Origin of the sequence: Pseudomonas sp. KD5, assembly GCF_012932895.1 — a bacterium.
GTDB lineage: Bacteria > Pseudomonadota > Gammaproteobacteria > Pseudomonadales > Pseudomonadaceae > Aquipseudomonas.
Genome location: NZ_JDWJ01000001.1, coordinates 57,984 through 77,204, shown reverse-complemented (window position 1 = coordinate 77,204; position 19,221 = coordinate 57,984). Strand labels below are relative to the sequence as shown.

Here is a 19,221-nt window from a genome sequence, read left to right as displayed (position 1 = left end):
AATCAATTGCCGGCGTTCTTTTGTGTCAGGGATTATCGAATGGTCAGTTCCATTCAAGCGCCGGCAAGCCACATGCACCGGGCTTGAACGCCTTCAACGTACGAAGAATGCCATCGGCGTGTGCGTACTTTTCGTCGGCCATCGCCGCATCCGGGACCGCAATCGCCGTCATTCCCGCCGCTTTGGCTGCAGTGACGCCGAACGGCGAATCCTCGAATACCAGGCAATCCCGGGGCGCGACCCCAAGGCGTCGTGCCGCCGTCAGGAAAATATCCGGCGCCGGTTTCGCCGCCCCCACTTCTGGGTCGTCAGCGGTGACAATGAAGTCAAACAGCGCGAACCAGTCGCGGTGCAAAGTGGTTTTCTGACCAAACGACTGACGCGAAGAGCTGGTGCCCACCGCGATAGGAACGTTGTTGGCCTTCAAGTGCCGAACCAGTTCCTCCGCGCCGGGCATCGCCAGCGCCGTCGGAAAACGCTCGCGCATCAGCGGCTCGCGGATCACCAGGAACTCTTCGGCGGTGATCGGCAGGTCCAGCGCCTCGACCACATAGCGCGCCAGATCACCCGCGCCACGGCCAATGATGTTCTGTTTGACGCTCCAGTCGAAGGTCCGCCCATAACGCTCGGCAATGATGGACGTGACCTCGGTGTAAATGCCCTCGGTGTCCAGCAGCAAACCGTCCATATCGAAAATCACGGCCTTGATCGGACCGAACTCATCCAAGGGTGCACTCATCGCATCTGATCCGTTTTCTCACGACATCTCAGGGCGGCTCAGGTATGGCCGGATCCGTGATGGATTAAAGGGTTCAGCAGCATAGCGAGCGCGATTGGTCGAGAGCAACGGGCAATGCCTGGCGGATACAAAATCCTCTGCCAAGGGCGCCGTGATGATTTAGCGATTTCCCCTACACCAAACACCTCCTTTCCCGACTTCTTTCCTTTTTGATCCCCCGCAAAGTCTCTCGCTCCACATTGATCTGCGCGAGGGATTGCGAATGTTCGAACCTGACAAGGTCCTGGCCTTGAACAACGCCATCGGTCTGTTGGTGGTCGCCGCCATGAACCCCGAGCAGCCGAACATCGAAGCGCTGCTCAGTGATTTCCGACTCTGCCTCAACGACTACGAGGCCTGGGCGGAAAACTTCTGGACCGGTGGCGCGCTGAACGTCGAGCAAGTGTTCAAGGTCGGCAACGAAGTCCGGCTCAGCGTACCGAAGGACTCCACAGTCCCTGTCAGTTCGACACTCGCCGTGTGCCCGGCCAGCGGTCCGTTGACCCTGGTGCATATGTTTGAAGCCGCGCGTTTCGTGCCGATCGGCGATACGCCGGTGATGCTTGAGCCGGTTATCTCCCTGCGCAACGGTGAGCTGACGTTCGGTGAGCCCGTCCACGTAACCATCGCCCCCAGCGGCATTCTCGAAATCCCCGAATGCTGGCGCGGCCATCGCTATCGCATCACCTTCTTTCCCGATGTCACCACTGAACACGTCAAAGCGCTCTACGCCTCCTATCAGGGCGTGATCGGCGAGCTGGAAGGCTGGTTGCGCAACGAATGGAGGAGCGAATTCGAGCCTTTATGGGCAGATTTTTCCAAAGCAGGTTTCACCCAACGCTACGGCCTGCTGCAACAGGCTGACTGGCACAGTTTCGAGCGCTCGCTGCACGGTTTGTGGGATGACGTGAAGCAGGTCTACGCCCTGGTGGCGGACCTGCAAGGCAGCAGCGAAAAACTCCTTGAGTACCTGACACAAGGCGAGCTTGAGACGCTGCTGAACGCTTCGGCTGAAACCATTGCCAATGTGTTGCTGATGCTGAGCGATGAGCCGTTGATGTTCATCCATCTCGCAGCCTTCACCAGTTGGCTGAGGATGTTGCCGCCGCAGTACATCGCCGAAGCCGTGGCACAAGTTCGTACGGAAATATTGATCAGTTTCCTGCTGATGTGCCTCACCGGCCCTACGGGGCTGAATCTCGGCATGAGCGCCAGGGTCCTGGACAAAATCAAATCCCCGCGGGCTCGACAATGGTTGGCGGCGGCCAGTTTGCGACTGGCCGAACTGACGGCCAAATCCGATCTGACGGCCCACGCTGGCGTCCTCAAACCGCTTGTGGTCAGCGCGCGCAATGCACCGCTGAGACCTGCACCGACGGTTCCACTGCAGATCAGCGCCGGCAACTCACCGGTTGTGCACGTGAACAATCCGATCGCCATTGCCCGCGACAAGTCTGCCGCCAAAACCCGGCTGGGTCGTCACGAACCCCACGACGATGCACCGAATCAAGCGAAAAACCCCAATGGCGACAGCGCCGATTGCTCGGCACTGACCTGCACCAACGGCTGTCCTGTGTCGATGGTCAGCGGCGAAGAACTACTGACCCTGACCGACGGTGCGCTGGACGGGCTGCTGCCGTTTGCCTTCACCCGGTTGTACCGCACCAGCGCGGTGGAGATCGATTGCGGGCTGGGCTGGGGCTGGAGCCATTCGCTGGCGCAGCGGTTGGAGCTGGGCGTTGAACAGGTCGTCTGGATCGACCATGAAAACCGTCGTACGACGTTCCCGTTGCCGAGCGTCGAGCGCCCGGCCATTCATAACAGCCTGTCGCGAGCAGCGATTTACCTCGGAGACGAGCCGGAGGAATTGATTCTCGCGCTGGCCGGCGAAACGAGCCGGTTCTACCACTTTCACAACGGTCGGCTGACCGCCATCAGTGATGCCTACAACAACCGCCTGCGCATCACCCGCGACCGTCAGGAACGCATCCAGCGCCTCGACAACGGTGCCGGTCGTTCGCTGCTGTTGTGCTACGAGCGCAGGCACCTCATCGCCGTCGAATACCAGTCGTTTCACCCCAGCGATGACTTGGGTGAAGCCTGGCGTACAGAGCAAACACTGGCTTTCTACCGCTATGACGCCCGCCAGCGCTTGATCGAAGCGAGCAATGCCGCCGGGGAAAGCGAGCGTTACGACTACGACGACAACCACGTAATTTTGCAGCGGCAACTGGCCGGCGGCGCGAGTTTCTTCTGGGAGTGGGAACGGTCTGGCAAGTCGGCGCGCTGCGTACGGCATTGGGCGTCGTTTGCGCAGATGGACACGCGCTATGTCTGGAATGACCAAGGCAGCGTCACCGTCCGGAACATCGACGGCAGCGAAGAGGTTTACGTCCACGACGACCGGGCGCGGCTGGTGCGCCGGGTCGAACTGGATGGCGGTGAACAGCTCAAGGCCTACGACGAGCAGGGCCGATTGGTGGCCGAGCAGGATCCGCTCGGCGCTGTCACCGAATACCGCTACGACGACGTCGGACGGCTGGTGGCACTGATTCCGCCGCAGGACGAACCGACGTCCTACGAGTATCGCAACGGTTTCCTGCATGCGCGCTCTCGCGGCCAGGCGGTGTGGACCTATCGACGCAATGCTCAGGGCGACGTCACCGAAGCGGTTGATCCCGACGGCCAGGTCACCCATTACCACTACGACCCTCAGGGCAGGTTACTGTCGATCCGCTACCCGGACACCAGTCGGCATGTCTTTGTCTGGAATGCCTTGGGCCAGTTGCTTGAGGAAACACTGCCGGACGGTGGGCAGCGAACGTTTTCCTACGATGCGCTGGGACGGCAGACGACTCGTCAGGACGAACACGGTGCCGTCACCCAGTACCAATGGGACGCCGTCGGCCGACTGATCCAGACGACGCATCCTACCGGTGCCACCCGTGGGTTCAGCTACAACACCTACAGCAAGATCACTGCCAAACGCGATGAACTGGGCCGCATCACCCGCTATGAATACGTCGACGACCTGCACCTGGTCAGCCGCCGGATCAATCCCGATGGCACCCAACTCAAGTACCGCTATGACAATGCGCAGCTGCTGCTCACGGAAATCGAAAACGAATCCGGCGAACACTATCGGCTGGACTACACGCCCAGCGGCCTGATCCGACAGGAAACCGGCTTCGACGGCCGTCGTACCGCGTACGCCTACGATCTCAATGGCCACCTGCTGGAGAAAACCGAGTTCGGTGATGACGGCTCGCAGCTGGTCACGGGCTATCAACGGGACTCGGCCGGGCGCTTGCTGGTCAAGACCTTGCCCGACGGCATCCTGGTCAAATACCGCTACGACTCGTTGGGCCGGCTGACCAGCGTCGACGACGGCCACGATCATCCGCTGGAATTCGAGTACGACCAGCAGGACCGCCTGATCACCGAACATCAGGGCTGGGGTACCTTGCGTTACGGCTACGACGCCTGCGGCCAGCTCAATCGCCTACGCCTGCCGGACGGCAGCAAACTCGACTACTACCACGCCAAGGGCGGTGCGCTGACGGCCATCGACCTCAATGGCGCACGACTGACCTCGCATACGTTCCTTGCCGGTCGCGAACAAAACCGTCAACAGGGCCTGCTGCTCAGTGAATATGCCTACGACGAACAGGGCCGTCTGAAGGCCCACGCTGTCGGCCAGCACCAACATCCGCTCTACCGCCGCGACTATGCCTACAGCCTCAATGGCAATCTCGACAGCATCGCCGACACCCGCCATGGCCAGCGCAGCTATCAGTACGACCCGCTCAATCGACTGATCCGCGTGCGCTACTCCCGCGACCAACAGCCGGAAAGCTACACCCACGACCCAGCCGGCAACCTGCTGATGCAGGACCGCCCCGGCCCGACGACGATCAAAGGCAATCGCCTGTTGATGCAAGGCGACCGCCACTTCGACTACGACACCTTCGGCAACCTGATCCGCGAGCGCCGTGGCACCGGACAGAAACTGGTCACCGAATACCGTTATGACTGCCAGCACCGGCTGGTCGGCGTCTCCACTCCGGATGGCCGCTGCTCCAGTTATCGCTACGACGCTTTCGGCCGCCGCATCGCCAAAACCGTCGACGGCAAGACCACCGAGTTTTTCTGGCAGGGCGACAACCTTGTCGCCGAAAGCAGCAGCGAGCACCACCGCAGCTACATCTACGAACCCGGCAGCTTCCGCCCACTGGCCATGCTCGACGGCAAGGGCCCGCGCCATGCCTGTCCGTTCTACTACCAACTCGACCACCTCGGCACCCCGCAAGAACTCACCGACTACAGCGGCGACATCATCTGGGCCGCCCGATACACCGCCTATGGCCGCCTCACCCGCCTCAACCGCGACACCCACCAGGTCCTCGACCAGCCGCTACGCTTTCAAGGGCAATATTTCGACGCGGAAACCGGCCTGCATTACAACCGGCATCGCTACTACAATCCGGATGTCGGGCGGTATTTGACCCCGGATCCGAGCAAGCTGGCGGGTGGGTTAAACGGGTATCAGTACACGCACAATCCGGCGGGTTGGGTTGATCCGTTGGGGTTGAGTGAGTGCCCTGGGGGGGATGGGTGTAAGAAGCCGTCGTTTGGGGGTGAGGATCCGGCGGGTAAGGCGGGGGTTGATGAGAGGGAGCCAAAAACTCCCGCCCCCAAAAGAGAAGAGGATTACTTATATCGCGGGGACGAACGAGAGCCTGACGATGTATTTCAAAATGGTTTTAAAAGCAAAGGAAAAAGCAATGACTTATTGCTCCACTCTATAGACAGTGAAAATCCACCCAGTAATTTTATCAGCACATCACCATCGCGAGATGTTGGCAAGCTTTTCGCCACTGGATATCACACAAAAGTAGGTTACCTCTATACTCTTCAAAAAAATAGATGGGTATGACTTACAAAAAGAGCTTGGACAAGCCTATCTTTTCGGACCGGAAAAAGAGATAGCCATAGCTAACCGTATAGAGAATATCGACGTACTTGGCGCAACGCTAATCATAGATGACGGCCGAGAGCTCGGCTATTCCATACCAAATCCGTACAGGATAATAAAAAAATGATATCAAAGGTTGAAATCACCATAAGCATTGACGGCATAAAGGAAGTCGCCAACCTTATATGCGACAACAAAGAAACAACCATAACTTTCACAATGAAAAATGGCTTTAACAAAAAATATTCGGACAGTGACTTTTATAGATGTTTTGCACGTATCAGAGAGGACAATCCCAACATACAATTTCTCTGTAAGGGATCAAAGATCAACGTGCATCCTTCCAGCATGTCATCACAAATGTCTCTTGGATTGAAAGCATATGAATTGACATTGGGTAAAGCGTCGTCACTCACCGATGTAGTTTATATTTTTGATTATGATGAGAGCAATCTAACAAACGATCCAAATGAACAGCGATCTTTCTACAGATGCTGGATTGAATCAGAAAAGATCTAACCATCAAAAGCCCGGTTCACGCCCGGGCTAAATTAGTTTAAGGAACTCTAACCTCCCGCACTATCATCTGTCCTATCCGTCCCAATACTCCCAGAACCACCTGATCCTCCAGACCCACTTCCAAAACCACTCCCCATCGAACTTCCACCACTCACCGACCCGCTGCCCTTCCCCGGGTCGATGCTACTCCCGTTGGCATCACCACCACTCCCACCACCAATGGTGTCCGGTGGCAGCGCCTTCCCATCCGAGGTACCTGCATTCATTTCCGAGTAGGGCGGCATCCCACCCTTATCGACCGGTGCGTCGCGACCAGTAGATTGAGCAAACGCCGCCAATGAACTGATCGACAATAAGCCGACCATCGTAAGCGCCATCCATTTTGACCTGATCATGGTGCATCTCCTTTAAAGAGTGCTTTACCTGATCTCTGGTGGTGATCGCTTTTTAAAGGAGCCGCACAATCGACAATCGGCGATGCACCACCTCACAGGTTTCAGCTCGGTTCGCCCGAGGCGTCATCGCCGGCGATGTCCGGGTCTTCCGGGTCGGCTTCCACATTACCGCGCCTCACATCATCGGCGGGCACCTGTTCGACAGCGGTGTCGTCATCGTCGGGCGGGCGCTGGTCGCGGCGCAGCGAATTGGTGGGCGAAGGCAGCGGATATTCGGGGGTATCGTCGATATCGGAGTCTTTCAGATCAGCGTTCATAACGCACCTCTCAATGGACCCGAAAAGCAGATCCTTGCCTTTCGAGGCCAACACGACAGACGCGGTTCGATCAGAGGGATCAATCGGTCGGGCCGACTACAAAATCACTCGTCGTCTTCCTCGTCATACTCATCATTCTCCAGGTTGCCCACATCGCCTGCGTCATCGGCATCGTTGAGCGGCACCGTGGCGTCGTCCATCAGAGACCCCGGATCTTCGTTGCCAGGATCGTTGATCGGGCCTTCTTCTTCCTTGTCTTCAGTTTCCGGAGTCATGGCATGTCTCACAACGTTCAGTGTGTATATTAAGTTCGAGGCGTCCTACGGCCAATCGTTCCGGAGTCCTATTGATAGAAACGAAAAACCCGGCACTCGGCCGGGTTTTTACTGTCACTCGATATCGAGTTAGTGATTCTTGTACTTATTTTTATGCTTGTGTTTGTAGTAGCCGCCACCGGAATGCGAACTACCGCGGTCATCACCCATGCTGCTGCCCACCGCGCCACCGGCTGCGCCACCCAGGCCTGCGCCAATGGCCGAACCAGTGGAGCCACCCAGGCTGTTGCCGATCACCGAACCACCCGCCGCGCCGAGACCACCGCCGACGGCCGCTTCAGTGCGACTGCCCTTGCGCGCACCGACCGCACTGCCTGCCGCACCGCCGACGCCAGCGCCCACCGCGGCCCCGGTGCTGCCGCCCAACTGCCCGCCGACTACGTTGCCCAACACACCGCCAAGACCACCGCCGACTGCGGCATCACCGTTGCCGCCCGCCATTGCGCCCTGAGCGACCAAAAGCCCCAAAAACACCGTGGACAATGTCAAACGCATGAAACGCATGATATGCACCTCTAATTTCCGCATTGGGGGGAAGAACGTGCCGCGGATAGGCATCAGCCTGCATCTGGGTCTGTTATACAGAAAACCAATACCGACTGTATGAGATTTGAGCCACATGATGCAGAAACGTTCCAAAACGAAAAAGCCCGGCATTAAGCCGGGCTTTTTCAGCTGACCTTCAGAATCAATGACGCTTCTTGGACAGGTTGCTGCCTACGCCGCCGCCCAATGCGCCACCCAGGCCTGCGCCGATGGTGGAGCCGGTCTTGCCGCCCAGGCTGTTACCGATTATCGAACCGCCGGCCGCGCCAACACCGCCGCCGATGGCCGCTTTGGTGCGGCTGCCTTTACGTGCGGCAACAGCGCTGCCGGCTGCACCCGCTACGCCAGCACCAATCGCTGCGCCAGTGCTGCCGCCCATTTTCTGGCCAACCACGTTACCCAACGCACCACCCAGACCACCACCGAGCGCGGCTGTGCCGTCGCCGGCAGCCATCGCACCTTGAGCAACCAAAAGGCCCAGAACCAGAGCAGGCAGTGTCAAACGCATAACAAGAACCTCAAAAAAGTGGGAACCGAAAGGCCGGAGATTGAATGCTTTAGCGGAGGGAAAGTCCAGACACAAAACCAGAACAACCTCGCCATTGGCGACGGTTGGACAGCGTTTATGCAAAAGGTTTTATGACAGGCAAAAAAAAGCCCGCTGGGGAGACGGGCCAGGGTACTGCTTTCTAACGGATGAGCTGAGACTACGTAGGCCGGTGTGAAAAGTTTGTGAAAAAAACCAACGCTCACAAAGATGTAGGAAATTTCTCAACACGGCTGTCGAGCCACGTTTCCTGCCCTTCAGAAACAAGAAACCCCGCTCGATGGCGGGGCTCGTGCTGTTTACGATTTACTTCCTGGAGGGCGCCCCCAGCTTGGGCATGAATTTCGATTTCGGCCCTCGGGTCCTAGGCACTGCAGATTTGATTTTGTTTATTTTGATACGGTCTTCGCCGAAGCTCGGCACATAGTCCGTCTGACCACACTGCACGCAATCATTGATTGGAAACTCTGCACCGTCGTCTTCGATATACGGCTCAGCCATATCTTCGCTCCTCTCAAAACGGATCGATACCGGCAAGCCCTCTTTGCCTGAAAAATATCGACCACCCTGGTTTTTGAGACTAGCCGGTCATTCCCAGACTTGTGATTCAGATCGTTACATGCCCGACGAATGGCCAGTACCGCGCGACCTACCTCAGCTTGACCGCTGTCCCGGTCACAAACACCACCACCATGCCACCCTTGCCGGCCGGCATGCTGATCTCATAATCGAGCCCCACCACCGCATCCGCCTGAAGCACCCGCGCCCGCTCCTTGATCTCGTCGGTCGCCTGAATCCGCGCCTCCTTCAATGCCCGCTCCAACGTCTGAGAACGCCCACCGAAAAAATCCCGCATCCCGGCAAACATGTCGCGAATCACGTTAACGCCCTGCACCGACTCGGCGCTGACGATGTCCAGGTAGGCGGTGATTTGCCGACCTTCGATGGTGTGGGTTGTGGTGGTGATCATGGGATGTCCTTGTTCATAGAAGCGCGCATTATTCCTCGGCAGCCAGGTGATGAAAACAAAAAGCCCGGAACTGGATTACCCCCAGTAATGGTTGAGTAATACCAACTCGAATGCCGCTACAAGCACCATAAAGAACACGAACCGTCGTGAAAATACGCGCCTGGGGCGTGATGGCGTCCAATCGGATACCTGGCACAGCGCACTGATGAAATCGAGTAAATCGCTCATGAATCCCTTCATACACAAAAAACTCGCACCGAACGGATCGCGAGGCGAGGTGAATCAGCCTTTCACGGCATCGAAAGAATCAGGGGTCAGAGCAGCTTGATCAACACCGCAGTGACAGTCGCCACCGTACCGATCAAGCCAGTCGCAACAGCTACCGGGTACCAAAAAGTTTCACGGGTCATCTTGCCCGCTTCGGCATTCAGCTTGCGCTGCTCAGCCATCAGCTTGACGATTTCCACGTGAACCTTCTCCAACTCCGCCTGCTTCATGGTGAATTCCTGCATAACCTGCGTGCGTCCGTTCCGAATAATGGGGCGCGTCGTGTGCACTGCCCTTTGGGTCATTTTGTACCTTAAAGGCGCAAAACGAATACCCCCTCCCGATGCGGCTCATGCAAGGTGCCAAAACCTATGAAAGCCCCCAAACCATATGGCTTTCCAGCATTGCTTCCCACACGCCTATCCATCGTCCTACATCAATTTCGGAAGCGCCTTCGCTGATACCGCCATGCATAAAATCCAGACGCCAGAAACCACAAAACCCCTGACTTCTCTCGAAATCAGGGGTTTTGTGTATATCTAATTTGGCGGTGAAGGAGAGATTCGAACTCTCGATACAGTTTCCTGTATACACACTTTCCAGGCGTGCTCCTTAAGCCACTCGGACACTTCACCGTATCTCGTCAAACTTATTCAGTCTGTCGAGGCGCGCTAATGTAGTCGAAAGCTTTTCTGATGGCAAATATTTTTTTCAGAATTTTCATGCGCTTAACGCGATTAACGCTTTGGGGGCGTTCAAGGGCATGGCAAACCTGCCAATCTCCGGCTTCACCTCCCCTTCTATATAGAGGCCAATGCGCGGTGGATGGGGCGGGTTGTGCCTGGCGGGCGGGAAAAGGGTGACTGGCGGGTCAGTCACGGCGCTTTACCTGGCCTACAGCGGTGGGTAACGTCTGCCCTACTTTATTAGAAGGATTGGCGTCATGAGTGAGTTGATTTCCTACCATCTCGAAGACGGTATCGCGACCCTGACCTTGAGCAATGGCAAGGTCAATGCCATCTCTCCAGACGTGATTGTCGCGTTTAACGCTGCGCTGGATCGGGCGGTAGCGGATCGGGCGGTGGTGATCATTACCGGTCAGCCGGGGATTTTGTCGGGTGGTTATGATTTGAAGGTGATGACGGCCGGCCCTAACGAGGCCATGGCGCTGGTGGCTGCGGGTTCAACCCTGGCTCGTCGCCTGTTGTCGCATCCGTTCCCGGTGGTCGTGGCGTGTCCTGGGCATGCGGTGGCCAAGGGTGCGTTTCTTCTGTTGTCGGCTGACTACCGCATCGGTGTCGATGGCCCGTTCAGCATTGGCCTGAACGAAGTGCAGATCGGCATGACCATGCACCATGCCGGTATCGAACTGGCCCGTGATCGTCTGCGCAAGTCGGCGTTCCATCGCGCGGTGATCAATGCAGAGATGTTCAACCCACAAAGCGCCGTGGATGCCGGCTTCCTCGATAAGGTGGTGTCGGCCGAAGAGCTGCAAGGCGCGGCGCTGGCGGCGGCTCGTCAGTTGAAGAAGCTCAACATGATCGCCCACAAGAACACCAAGCTGAAAACGCGCAAGACGCTGCTGGAGACGCTGGACAACGCGATCATCCTGGATCAGGAGCACATGGGTTAAGCCCAAATGCGCTGCACCGAAAAGCCCGACCGTCGTGTCGGGCTTTTTTCTTGGGTGTCTGGTTTAAAACCTTACAACCGCTCTAGGCCGCATCTGACCCACAAGTCGGAAACATGCGCTCAAACATCGGCTATCTCCCTCTTCTATAGCGGCAATTGCCGAAAACAGTGCACATCCGTACACTGCGCCACCTTTTGTGCCGGTGGGCCCTTTAAATGCTGTTTGTGTTTCGTATGTTATTGATGGGCCTGCACTTTATTCTGGCCGGCGTGCTTGGAGTGATCCTCGGTCTATGCCGGCCGTTTAATCCGGACAACAGCCGTTTATGCGCGCGTCTGTATGCGTGGCCCGCGATGTGTATTTTGCGTTTGCGGGTGAAGGCCGATGTCGGGCCGTTGATGGATAAACCCGACAGCTGTGTGATCATCGCCAACCATCAGTCCAACTACGATCTGTTTGTGTTCGGCAACGTGGTGCCCCGCCGCACCGTGTGCATCGGCAAGAAGAGCCTGAAGTGGGTGCCGTTGTTCGGGCAGTTGTTCTGGCTGGCCGGCAATGTGTTGATAGATCGCGGCAATGCGCACAAGGCACGCCAGTCGATGCTGACCACCACGCACACCTTGCAAAATGAAGACACCTCGATCTGGGTCTTCCCCGAGGGCACCCGCAACTTGGGCGAAGAGCTGCTGCCGTTCAAGAAAGGCGCGTTCCAGATGGCAATCGCCGCCGGCGTGCCAATCGTGCCGGTGTGTGTCAGCAGTTACGTCAAACACATGCGATTGAACCGCTGGCGCAGTGGGAAGATTCTGATCCGTTCGCTGCCGGCAATTCCTACGGCCGGATTGAGCCTGGATGACATGCCGATGTTGATCGCCCAGTGCCGCGAACAGATGCGTGAGTGCATCGACTCGATGGATCGGCAACTGCAAGCCGCCTGAATGAAACCCGCCCTGTGCGGGTTTTCTTTTGCCTGCGAACTCTACCGATTTTGCTGACTCTCAAGCAGTAGACAAGGTTAAGCTGAAACCTGCCTGGCACCGCCAGTCTTTACCAATAGAAAGCGACCGATAAGAAGTGAATCATCATGGGTAGAGTCGTTGCTGCTGCGGTTTACAGCGCTGGTAAGAAAGTCACCAATATCACGCTTGACGAAGGTGCGGCCTGGGCTGCCAAGCCTGGCCACTTTGTGTGGATCGGCCTCGAAGAGCCCAATGCGCAGGAGCTGTTCAACCTGCAACGCCAGTTCAACCTGCACGAACTGGCCATCGAAGACGCCCTGGAAAAACACAGTCGACCGAAGCTGGAAACGTTCGGCGATGCGCTGTTCATCGTCACATATTCGCCGATCCGCCATGAAGGCAAATTGCAGTTCATCGAGACGCATATCTTCGCCGGCAAGGGTTACATCATTACCGCGCGCAATGGTCACTCGGCGTCCTACGCCCATGTCCGACAACGCTGTGAGGCACGTCCGCTGTTGCTGGAGCATGGGGAAGATTTCGTACTCTATGCCATCCTCGATTTCGTGATCGAAAACTACCAGCCGATGGGCGAAGCGATTCATGCCGAGATCGATGAGCTGGAAAGCAATGTCCTCTGCGGTTCGCTGAACGAGCGCGATATCCAGAAACTCCACGGCCTGCGTCGCGATGTATTGCGCTTGCGCCGGTTTGCGGCGCCGATGGTGGAGATCGGTGAGGAACTGCAAAAGCTGAGTTTTCCGTTTATCGACAAAAACATGCGCCCGTATTTTCGCGATGTGCAGATTCATGTCACGCGGCAGATGGAAGACCTGACGACCCTGGCGGACATTGCCAGCCAGACCATCGAGGTTGGGGTGTTGCTTGAGGCGTCGCGCCAGAGCGTGGTGCAGCGCAAATTTGCGGCGTGGGCGGCGATTCTGGCGTTTCCGACGGCGATAGCGGGGATTTACGGGATGAACTTCCAGGACATGCCAGAGTTGACTTGGCATTACGGGTATTTTGCGGTGTTGGGGTTTATTACCGTTGGATGCGTCGGTTTGTGGGCGAGTTTCAAGCGGTCAGGATGGTTGTAGAGCCGCGTGTTTTCAGTGAGAGCCGGTTGCCCCCATTCGCGAGCAAGCCCGCTCCCACAGGGATTCTCAGTGTGTCACCCATCGTGTGCACACCGAGGATCTACTGTGGGAGCGGGCTTGCTCGCGAAGCTTTTAGCTTTTAGCTTCAACCGGTCCAGCATCAGGCTTGTGCGCCACAAACCGCATCATCCACTCTGCGACGGTAGTGCCGTGATGCTCGTGTTCAAGACTCGCCATACCTTTCGAATAAATCTGCTCGCCCAGCGCTTCCTGACGAATATCCAGCAACGCCCGTGAGTAATCGTGAATGAACTCCGGATGCCCCTGGAAGCACAGCACCTGATCGTTGATGTGGTACGCGGCGAACGGGCAGAAATCGCTAGAAGCAATCACTGTAGCGTTTTCCGGCAACGCGGTGACCTGATCCTGGTGACTGATCAGTAACGTCAGTTCTTCCCTCACCGGGCTCATCCACGGCGCCTTGGCCGCGAGTTTGTATTTGTGGGTGCCGACTCCCCAGCCCTGGGTCGCCCGCTCGCTCTTGCCGCCCAATAGCAGCGCCAACAGTTGGTGACCGAAGCACACGCCCAGCAGTTTGTCGCCACGCTCGTAGCGCTTCAGCAGATACGTCTTGAGGGTTTGAATCCATGGGTCGGTGCCGAAGGAATCGGCCTTGCTGCCGGTGACCAGATACGCATCGAAGGTCTGATCATCGCTTGGATATTCGCCCTGCATCACGTTGTACACGCTGAATTCGGCCGCGATGGGTTGCTGCGAAAACAGACGCTGGAACATCTGCCCGTAACCCTGATATTGATCGACCAGTTCCGGACGCAGGATGTCGGTTTCCAGAATGCAGATGCGTAACGACATAAAAAATACCTGACACATGGTGGGAATAATGCACGCCCCAGAGCCTGCCTTGAAACACGGTGGCAAGGCAAGCCCCGGAAGGCGTCATCGGTCCCTTAGAACGCCCCTTAGAACAACGCGTCCTTGGCGGCTTTCTCCAGCAACAGCGCAGGCGGCGTGAAGCGTTCGCCATATTGCTCGGCCAGGTACTGGGCGCGGGCAACAAAGTCTTTCACACCGTATTGGTTGATGAACTGCAACGCACCGCCGGTCCAGGCCGCGAAACCGATGCCGAAGATCGAGCCAACGTTGGCATCCGCCGTTGAGGTCAGCACGCCCTCCTCTACACAACGCACGGTTTCGATGGCCTGGATGAACAGCAGTCGATCACGCACATCCTTAGGCGAAATCTGCCCGTCAGCTTTCTCGAAGCGGGTTTTCAACTCCGGCCACAAATGTTTCTGCCCGGCGGCCGGGTAATCGTAGAAACCACCTCCAGCAGCCTTGCCCGGACGCTTGAATTCCTTGAGCAGCAAGTCAATCACGGCGAACGCCGGGTGCTCAATCAGCGGTTTCCCTTCCGCTTGCAGGTCTTTGGCGGTTTGCTCGCGGATATGGCTCATGAGGCTGAGGGAAACTTCGTCGGAGATCGCCAGAGGCCCGACAGGCATGCCGGCCTTGCGCGCTTCGGTCTCGATCATCGGCGCACTCACCCCTTCACCCAGCATGGCGATGCCCTCGTTGGTAAAGGTGCCGAACACCCGCGATGTGAAGAAACCGCGACTGTCGTTGACCACAATCGGAGTTTTCTTGATTTGCAGGACGAAATCGAAACCGCGAGCCAGGGTTTCGTCGCTGGTATGGACGCCTTTGATGATTTCCACCAACGGCATTTTCTCCACGGGGCTGAAGAAATGCAGGCCGATGAATTTGCCCTGGTCTGGCACGGCGGTGGCCAGGCCACTGATTGGCAACGTCGAGGTGTTGGAGGCGATCACCGCGTCCGGGCCGACGACGGTTTGCGCTGCCGATGAGACCCTGGCTTTAAGCTCGCGATCTTCAAACACCGCTTCGATGATCAAATCACAACCGGCCAGATCCGCATCGTCTTGAGTGGTATGGATTCGCGTCAGAATCGCCTCGCGCTGCTCCCGGCTCAACTGACCCCGAACAACCTTCTTGTCCAGCAGCGCCGCCGAGTGAGCCTTGCCCTTCTCTGCCGCGACGAGGTTGATGTCTTTGAGCACCACATCGATACCGGCCGAGGCGCTGACAAACGCGATGCCCGCGCCCATCATCCCGGCGCCGAGCACGCCGACTTTCTTCGTCACGTAAGGCGCTATGCCCTGAGGTCGCGAACCGCCGGCATTGATCTCATTGAGCTGGAACCAAAAGGTGCCGATGAGGTTTTTCGACACCTGGCCCGTAGTCAGTTCGGTGAAGTAGCGGGTTTCGATCAGATGCGCGGTGTCGAAATCCACCTGAGCGCCCTCCACTGCGGCGCAGAGGATTTTCTCCGGTGCGGGCAGGCAGCCCTGGGTTTTGCTGCGCAGGATCGATGGCGTGATGGCCAGCATCTGCATGACTTTCGGATCCGACGGCGTACCGCCAGGGATCTGATAACCCTTCACATCCCAGCGCTGCACAGCAACCGGATGAGCAGCAATCCACGCCCGCGCCTTGGCCATCAGCTCATCGTGATCGACAGCCAACTCGTCGATCAACCGCGCTTGCAGCGCCTGTTGCGGACGGATTTTCTTACCTTCCAGCAGATACGGCAGAGCTTTTTCGATGCCCAGCATGCGCACCATGCGCACCACCCCGCCACCGCCCGGCAACAGGCCGAGGGTGACTTCCGGCAGGCCAAGCAGCACCGACGGGTTGTCGAGCGCTACACGGTGATGGCACGCCAGGCAGATTTCCCAGCCGCCGCCGAGCGCCGCGCCGTTAATGGCGGCAACCACCGGTTTGCCAAGGGTTTCCAGGGTGCGCAACTGGCCCTTGAGGGTCAGCACCATGTCGTAAAAGGCTTGGGCTTCGGGCTTGCCGACCTTGATCAGTTCATTGAGGTCGCCACCGGCGAAGAAGGTTTTCTTGGCCGAGGTGATGATCACGCCGGCAATCGCATCCTTGTCGGCGACCAGGCGCTCGACACAGGTGGCCATGGCCTCGCGGTAGACCGCGTTCATGGTGTTGGCGCTCTGGCCCGGCATGTCGATGGTCAGGACGACGATCCGGTCCTGGCCCTTTTCGTAACGAATGGCTTGGGTCATGGCAATTTTCCTTGAGTCGGATTTTCTTAAAGGCAGGCTCAGAGGCGTTCGATGATGGTGGCAATGCCCATGCCGCCGCCGACACACAATGTCGCCAGGCCATAGCGCAGGCGCCGGGTTTCCAGTTCATCGAGCAGCGTGCCGAGAATCGCGCAACCGGTGGCGCCGAGCGGGTGGCCCATGGCGATGGAGCCGCCGTTGACGTTGACCTTGTCCGGGTCGATGGCCATGTCCTTGATGAACTTGAGCACCACCGAGGCGAACGCTTCATTGACTTCGAAAAGGTCGATGTCTTCGACTCGCAGCCCGGCCTTGGCCAGTGCCTTGCGGGTGGCCGGCGCCGGGCCGGTGAGCATGATGGTCGGGTCGGTGCTGGTGACCGCCGTGGCGACGACCCGCGCCCGTGGCTGCAAACCCAGTGCCCGGCCCTTCGCTTCGGAGCCGATCAGCATCAATGCCGCGCCATCAACGATCCCGGAACTGTTGCCCGGTGTGTGAACGTGGTTGATCCGCTCGACCTGGCTGTACACCCGCAATGCCGTGGCGTCGAAGCCCATTTGCCCGATCATTTCGAAACTCGGCTTGAGCTTGCCCAGGCCTTCCATTGTCGAATCGGCGCGAATGAACTCATCATGATCGAGCAGGATGATGCCGTTCTGGTCCTGCACCGGCACCAGCGACTTGTTGAAGGAACCATTCGCCCGCGCCCGCGCCGCCTTCTGCTGCGAGTGCAACGCGAAGGCATCGACGTCCTGACGACTGAAACCTTCGATTGTCGCGATCAGGTCGGCGCCCACGCCCTGGGGTGTGAAATGGCTGCGCAAGTTGGTTTCCGGGTCCAGCGCCCAGGCCCCGCCGTCGCTGCCCATGGCCACGCGGGACATCGACTCGACGCCACCGACCACCACCAGATCTTCGAAGCCGGAACGCACTTTCATCGCACCCAGGTTCACTGCTTCCAGCCCCGACGCGCAGAAGCGATTGAGTTGCACACCCGCCACGCTGACGTCCCAATCGGCCACTTGTGTGGCGGTCTTGGCAATGTCGGCGCCCTGATCACCGATAGGCGTCACGCAGCCAAGCACCACGTCGTCGACCTGACTGGTGTCCAGGGAGGTGCGCTGCTGCAACGCCGTCAGCAGCCCGGCCACCAGGTTCACTGGCTTGACGCTGTGCAAGGCGCCATTGGCCTTGCCTTTGCCACGGGGCGTGCGTAACGCGTCGAATATCAAAGCTTGGGTCATGGCGTTCTCGAACCTGAGGGTGATCTCTATACCCTCACCTTATGCCGAGCAGCCGTGGATTCAATGACCACAGCGCTCATAGGCGTTGACGGTCACGCTCAGACGAACGGTAGTCAGCTATCGGATTAATCGATTCGTGTCACCAAGCTGTCTAGCCAACGGGCGCCCAAGAAGCTGGCCATAGGCCTCATGTCTTTTTGGCAGCGATCAGCGCTAATTCCATACGAAATGGATCTAAGCCAAGCGTGACGCGGGCCCTAATGTAAACCTGTACGAAGTTGTCGTCGGGTTTTGCCGAGGCTCTCGTCCTACAGGAAGTGCAGCGCTCTGCCGTCATGGAGATATGCAGGCAGGCAACCAGGAAATAACAAAAAAGGCGGTCAAGCCATGTTCAAACATTCGAAAGTACGTCAAGCCGGGCTCATTCTATTTGCTACTACGCTGTTGTTGATTTTGCCGAACCTGACCAAGGTGCTTGGCTGATCGAGCAGCGGGGGTTTTCATTACACCTGATAAAAATGTGACTGGCTCGCTATCCGGGCCTGCTTGGCTGTGCCAACCTTTACGGCACTTCCACGACATGGACGACGATCATTTGAAAGCGCTCATTCTGTTGGGGGCCTTGCTGCTCAGCACGCCTCTGTCCGCCGCACAGCTGAACCTTGAGCTGGGTGCAAGTTCTCGCACCTGGCAGACCGATGAATTGCTCAAGCATCCTCAGGTTCAGACCATCACGATCACTAACGACGTTTCCTACAAACGGGACATGAGCTATCGCGCCGTGCCGATGGCGGCGTTGTTGACGGGCACCAAGCCTGACGATCACCTGCAAGCGGTAGCTCTGGACGGTTTTGCCGCCGAACTGGCCGCCGCGCCGTTGCTCAATACTCAGGGTGCGCAGGCCTGGCTGGCGATTGAAGACCCGGCCAAGCCGTGGCCGCCGCTGTCCGAGGGCAAACATAGTGCAGGGCCGTTTTACCTGGTCTGGACCGATCCGCAGGCGGGCAATATCAGCCCCGAGCAATGGCCGTTCGAGGTCGCGAGTATCAAACGCATGGCCCCGGTGGCCGAACGCTTCCCTGCCCTGCTCCCCGATCCCGCGCTGAAGGCGGACCATCCGGTGAACAAAGGCTTTGCGCTGTTTCAGAAAAACTGCCTGGCCTGCCATCGACTCAATGGCGCGGGGGATGCGCAGTTCGGACCGGACCTGAATATTCCGTTCAACCCGACCGAGTATTTCGGCGCGAATTTCCTCAAGCTTTACATTCGTGACCCGCAGAGCTTGCGCCAGTGGCCGCAGGCGAAGATGCCCGGGTTCTCGCCGACGGTATTGCCGGAGAGGGATCTGGAGTTGTTGTTGGGGTATTTGAAACACATGGCGGGACGCAAGGTGTCTTCGACCAAGTAAACATCCACCTGTGGCGAGGGAGCTCGCTCCCGCTGGGGCGCGAAGCGGCCCTCAAATCAGGCGACGCGATCCGTCAGGCAAACCGCATTCGCCGGGTTTGCGACTG

Annotated in this window: 16 protein-coding genes, 1 tRNA gene and 1 pseudogene; 6 read left to right on the top strand and 12 right to left on the bottom strand. The window is 58.0% G+C overall.

Annotation, left to right across the window (positions count from 1 at the left end; genetic code table 11):
- Nucleotides 1–43 precede the first annotated feature (43 nt).
- A complete protein-coding gene (locus AF70_RS00395; protein ID WP_028941071.1) occupies nucleotides 44–739 on the bottom strand; it encodes an HAD-IA family hydrolase in 696 nt (231 codons plus the stop codon).
- A gap of 262 nt (nucleotides 740–1,001) precedes the next feature.
- On the opposite strand from AF70_RS00395, the pseudogene AF70_RS00390 reads away from it, so the two are divergent.
- A pseudogene (locus AF70_RS00390) lies at nucleotides 1,002–5,880 on the top strand (RHS repeat-associated core domain-containing protein).
- Entirely contained in the window at nucleotides 5,877–6,272 is a 396-nt protein-coding gene (locus AF70_RS29700; protein ID WP_019579733.1) for a hypothetical protein, read from the top strand. The pseudogene AF70_RS00390 and the gene AF70_RS29700 overlap by 4 nt, the downstream one beginning before the upstream one ends.
- A 496-nt stretch (nucleotides 6,273–6,768) precedes the next feature.
- Here AF70_RS29700 and AF70_RS00385 read toward each other — a convergent pair whose 3' ends face one another.
- The 8 genes from AF70_RS00385 to AF70_RS00350 all read right to left on the bottom strand — a co-directional run bounded on the left by AF70_RS00385 (nucleotide 6,769) and on the right by AF70_RS00350 (nucleotide 10,284).
- Nucleotides 6,769–6,984: a hypothetical protein gene (locus AF70_RS00385; protein ID WP_028941070.1), complete on the bottom strand. Its 216-nt coding sequence runs from the start codon at nucleotides 6,982–6,984 to the stop codon at nucleotides 6,769–6,771.
- 104 nt (nucleotides 6,985–7,088) lie between these two features.
- Nucleotides 7,089–7,259, bottom strand: coding sequence for a hypothetical protein (locus tag AF70_RS00380; protein ID WP_007940775.1), 171 nt, complete (start codon nucleotides 7,257–7,259; stop codon nucleotides 7,089–7,091).
- 129 nt (nucleotides 7,260–7,388) lie between these two features.
- Nucleotides 7,389–7,814: a glycine zipper domain-containing protein gene (locus AF70_RS00375; protein WP_026331740.1), complete on the bottom strand. Its 426-nt coding sequence runs from the start codon at nucleotides 7,812–7,814 to the stop codon at nucleotides 7,389–7,391.
- 193 nt (nucleotides 7,815–8,007) lie between these two features.
- Nucleotides 8,008–8,373, bottom strand: a complete 366-nt coding sequence (locus AF70_RS00370) for a glycine zipper domain-containing protein (RefSeq protein ID WP_018925236.1) — start codon at nucleotides 8,371–8,373, stop codon at nucleotides 8,008–8,010.
- A gap of 345 nt (nucleotides 8,374–8,718) precedes the next feature.
- Entirely contained in the window at nucleotides 8,719–8,913 is a 195-nt protein-coding gene (locus AF70_RS29690) for a hypothetical protein (RefSeq protein WP_007940781.1), read from the bottom strand.
- 148 nt (nucleotides 8,914–9,061) lie between these two features.
- On the bottom strand, nucleotides 9,062–9,382 hold the full coding sequence (locus AF70_RS00360; protein WP_019579730.1) for a YbjQ family protein: 321 nt from the start codon (nucleotides 9,380–9,382) through the stop codon (nucleotides 9,062–9,064).
- Between the two features lie 314 nt (nucleotides 9,383–9,696).
- Nucleotides 9,697–9,879: a hypothetical protein gene (locus tag AF70_RS00355; RefSeq protein WP_007940783.1), complete on the bottom strand. Its 183-nt coding sequence runs from the start codon at nucleotides 9,877–9,879 to the stop codon at nucleotides 9,697–9,699.
- Between the two features lie 315 nt (nucleotides 9,880–10,194).
- Nucleotides 10,195–10,284, bottom strand: a tRNA-Ser gene (locus AF70_RS00350).
- Nucleotides 10,285–10,592: 308 nt separating this feature from the next.
- On the opposite strand from AF70_RS00350, the gene AF70_RS00345 reads away from it, so the two are divergent.
- The 3 genes from AF70_RS00345 to AF70_RS00335 all read left to right on the top strand — a co-directional run bounded on the left by AF70_RS00345 (nucleotide 10,593) and on the right by AF70_RS00335 (nucleotide 13,338).
- Complete coding sequence (locus AF70_RS00345) at nucleotides 10,593–11,282, top strand: crotonase/enoyl-CoA hydratase family protein (RefSeq protein ID WP_019579724.1); 690 nt, start codon at nucleotides 10,593–10,595, stop codon at nucleotides 11,280–11,282.
- 215 nt (nucleotides 11,283–11,497) lie between these two features.
- Nucleotides 11,498–12,220, top strand: coding sequence for a 1-acylglycerol-3-phosphate O-acyltransferase (locus tag AF70_RS00340; RefSeq protein WP_018925219.1), 723 nt, complete (start codon nucleotides 11,498–11,500; stop codon nucleotides 12,218–12,220).
- Nucleotides 12,221–12,366: 146 nt separating this feature from the next.
- Nucleotides 12,367–13,338, top strand: a complete 972-nt coding sequence (locus AF70_RS00335; protein WP_028941069.1) for a magnesium and cobalt transport protein CorA — start codon at nucleotides 12,367–12,369, stop codon at nucleotides 13,336–13,338.
- Between the two features lie 132 nt (nucleotides 13,339–13,470).
- Here the strand turns inward: AF70_RS00335 and AF70_RS00330 are convergent, their stop codons facing one another.
- From AF70_RS00330 to AF70_RS00320, 3 genes are all read right to left on the bottom strand, one after another.
- Complete coding sequence (locus AF70_RS00330) at nucleotides 13,471–14,211, bottom strand: amidotransferase (RefSeq protein WP_028941068.1); 741 nt, start codon at nucleotides 14,209–14,211, stop codon at nucleotides 13,471–13,473.
- A gap of 107 nt (nucleotides 14,212–14,318) precedes the next feature.
- Nucleotides 14,319–16,463: a 3-hydroxyacyl-CoA dehydrogenase NAD-binding domain-containing protein gene (locus AF70_RS00325; RefSeq protein WP_028941067.1), complete on the bottom strand. Its 2,145-nt coding sequence runs from the start codon at nucleotides 16,461–16,463 to the stop codon at nucleotides 14,319–14,321.
- Nucleotides 16,464–16,501: 38 nt separating this feature from the next.
- Entirely contained in the window at nucleotides 16,502–17,707 is a 1,206-nt protein-coding gene (locus AF70_RS00320; protein WP_028941066.1) for an acetyl-CoA C-acetyltransferase, read from the bottom strand.
- Nucleotides 17,708–18,287: 580 nt separating this feature from the next.
- Between AF70_RS00320 and AF70_RS00315 the strand changes: the two genes are divergently transcribed.
- Entirely contained in the window at nucleotides 18,288–19,115 is an 828-nt protein-coding gene (locus AF70_RS00315; protein ID WP_028941065.1) for a cytochrome c, read from the top strand.
- Nucleotides 19,116–19,221: the final 106 nt, after the last annotated feature.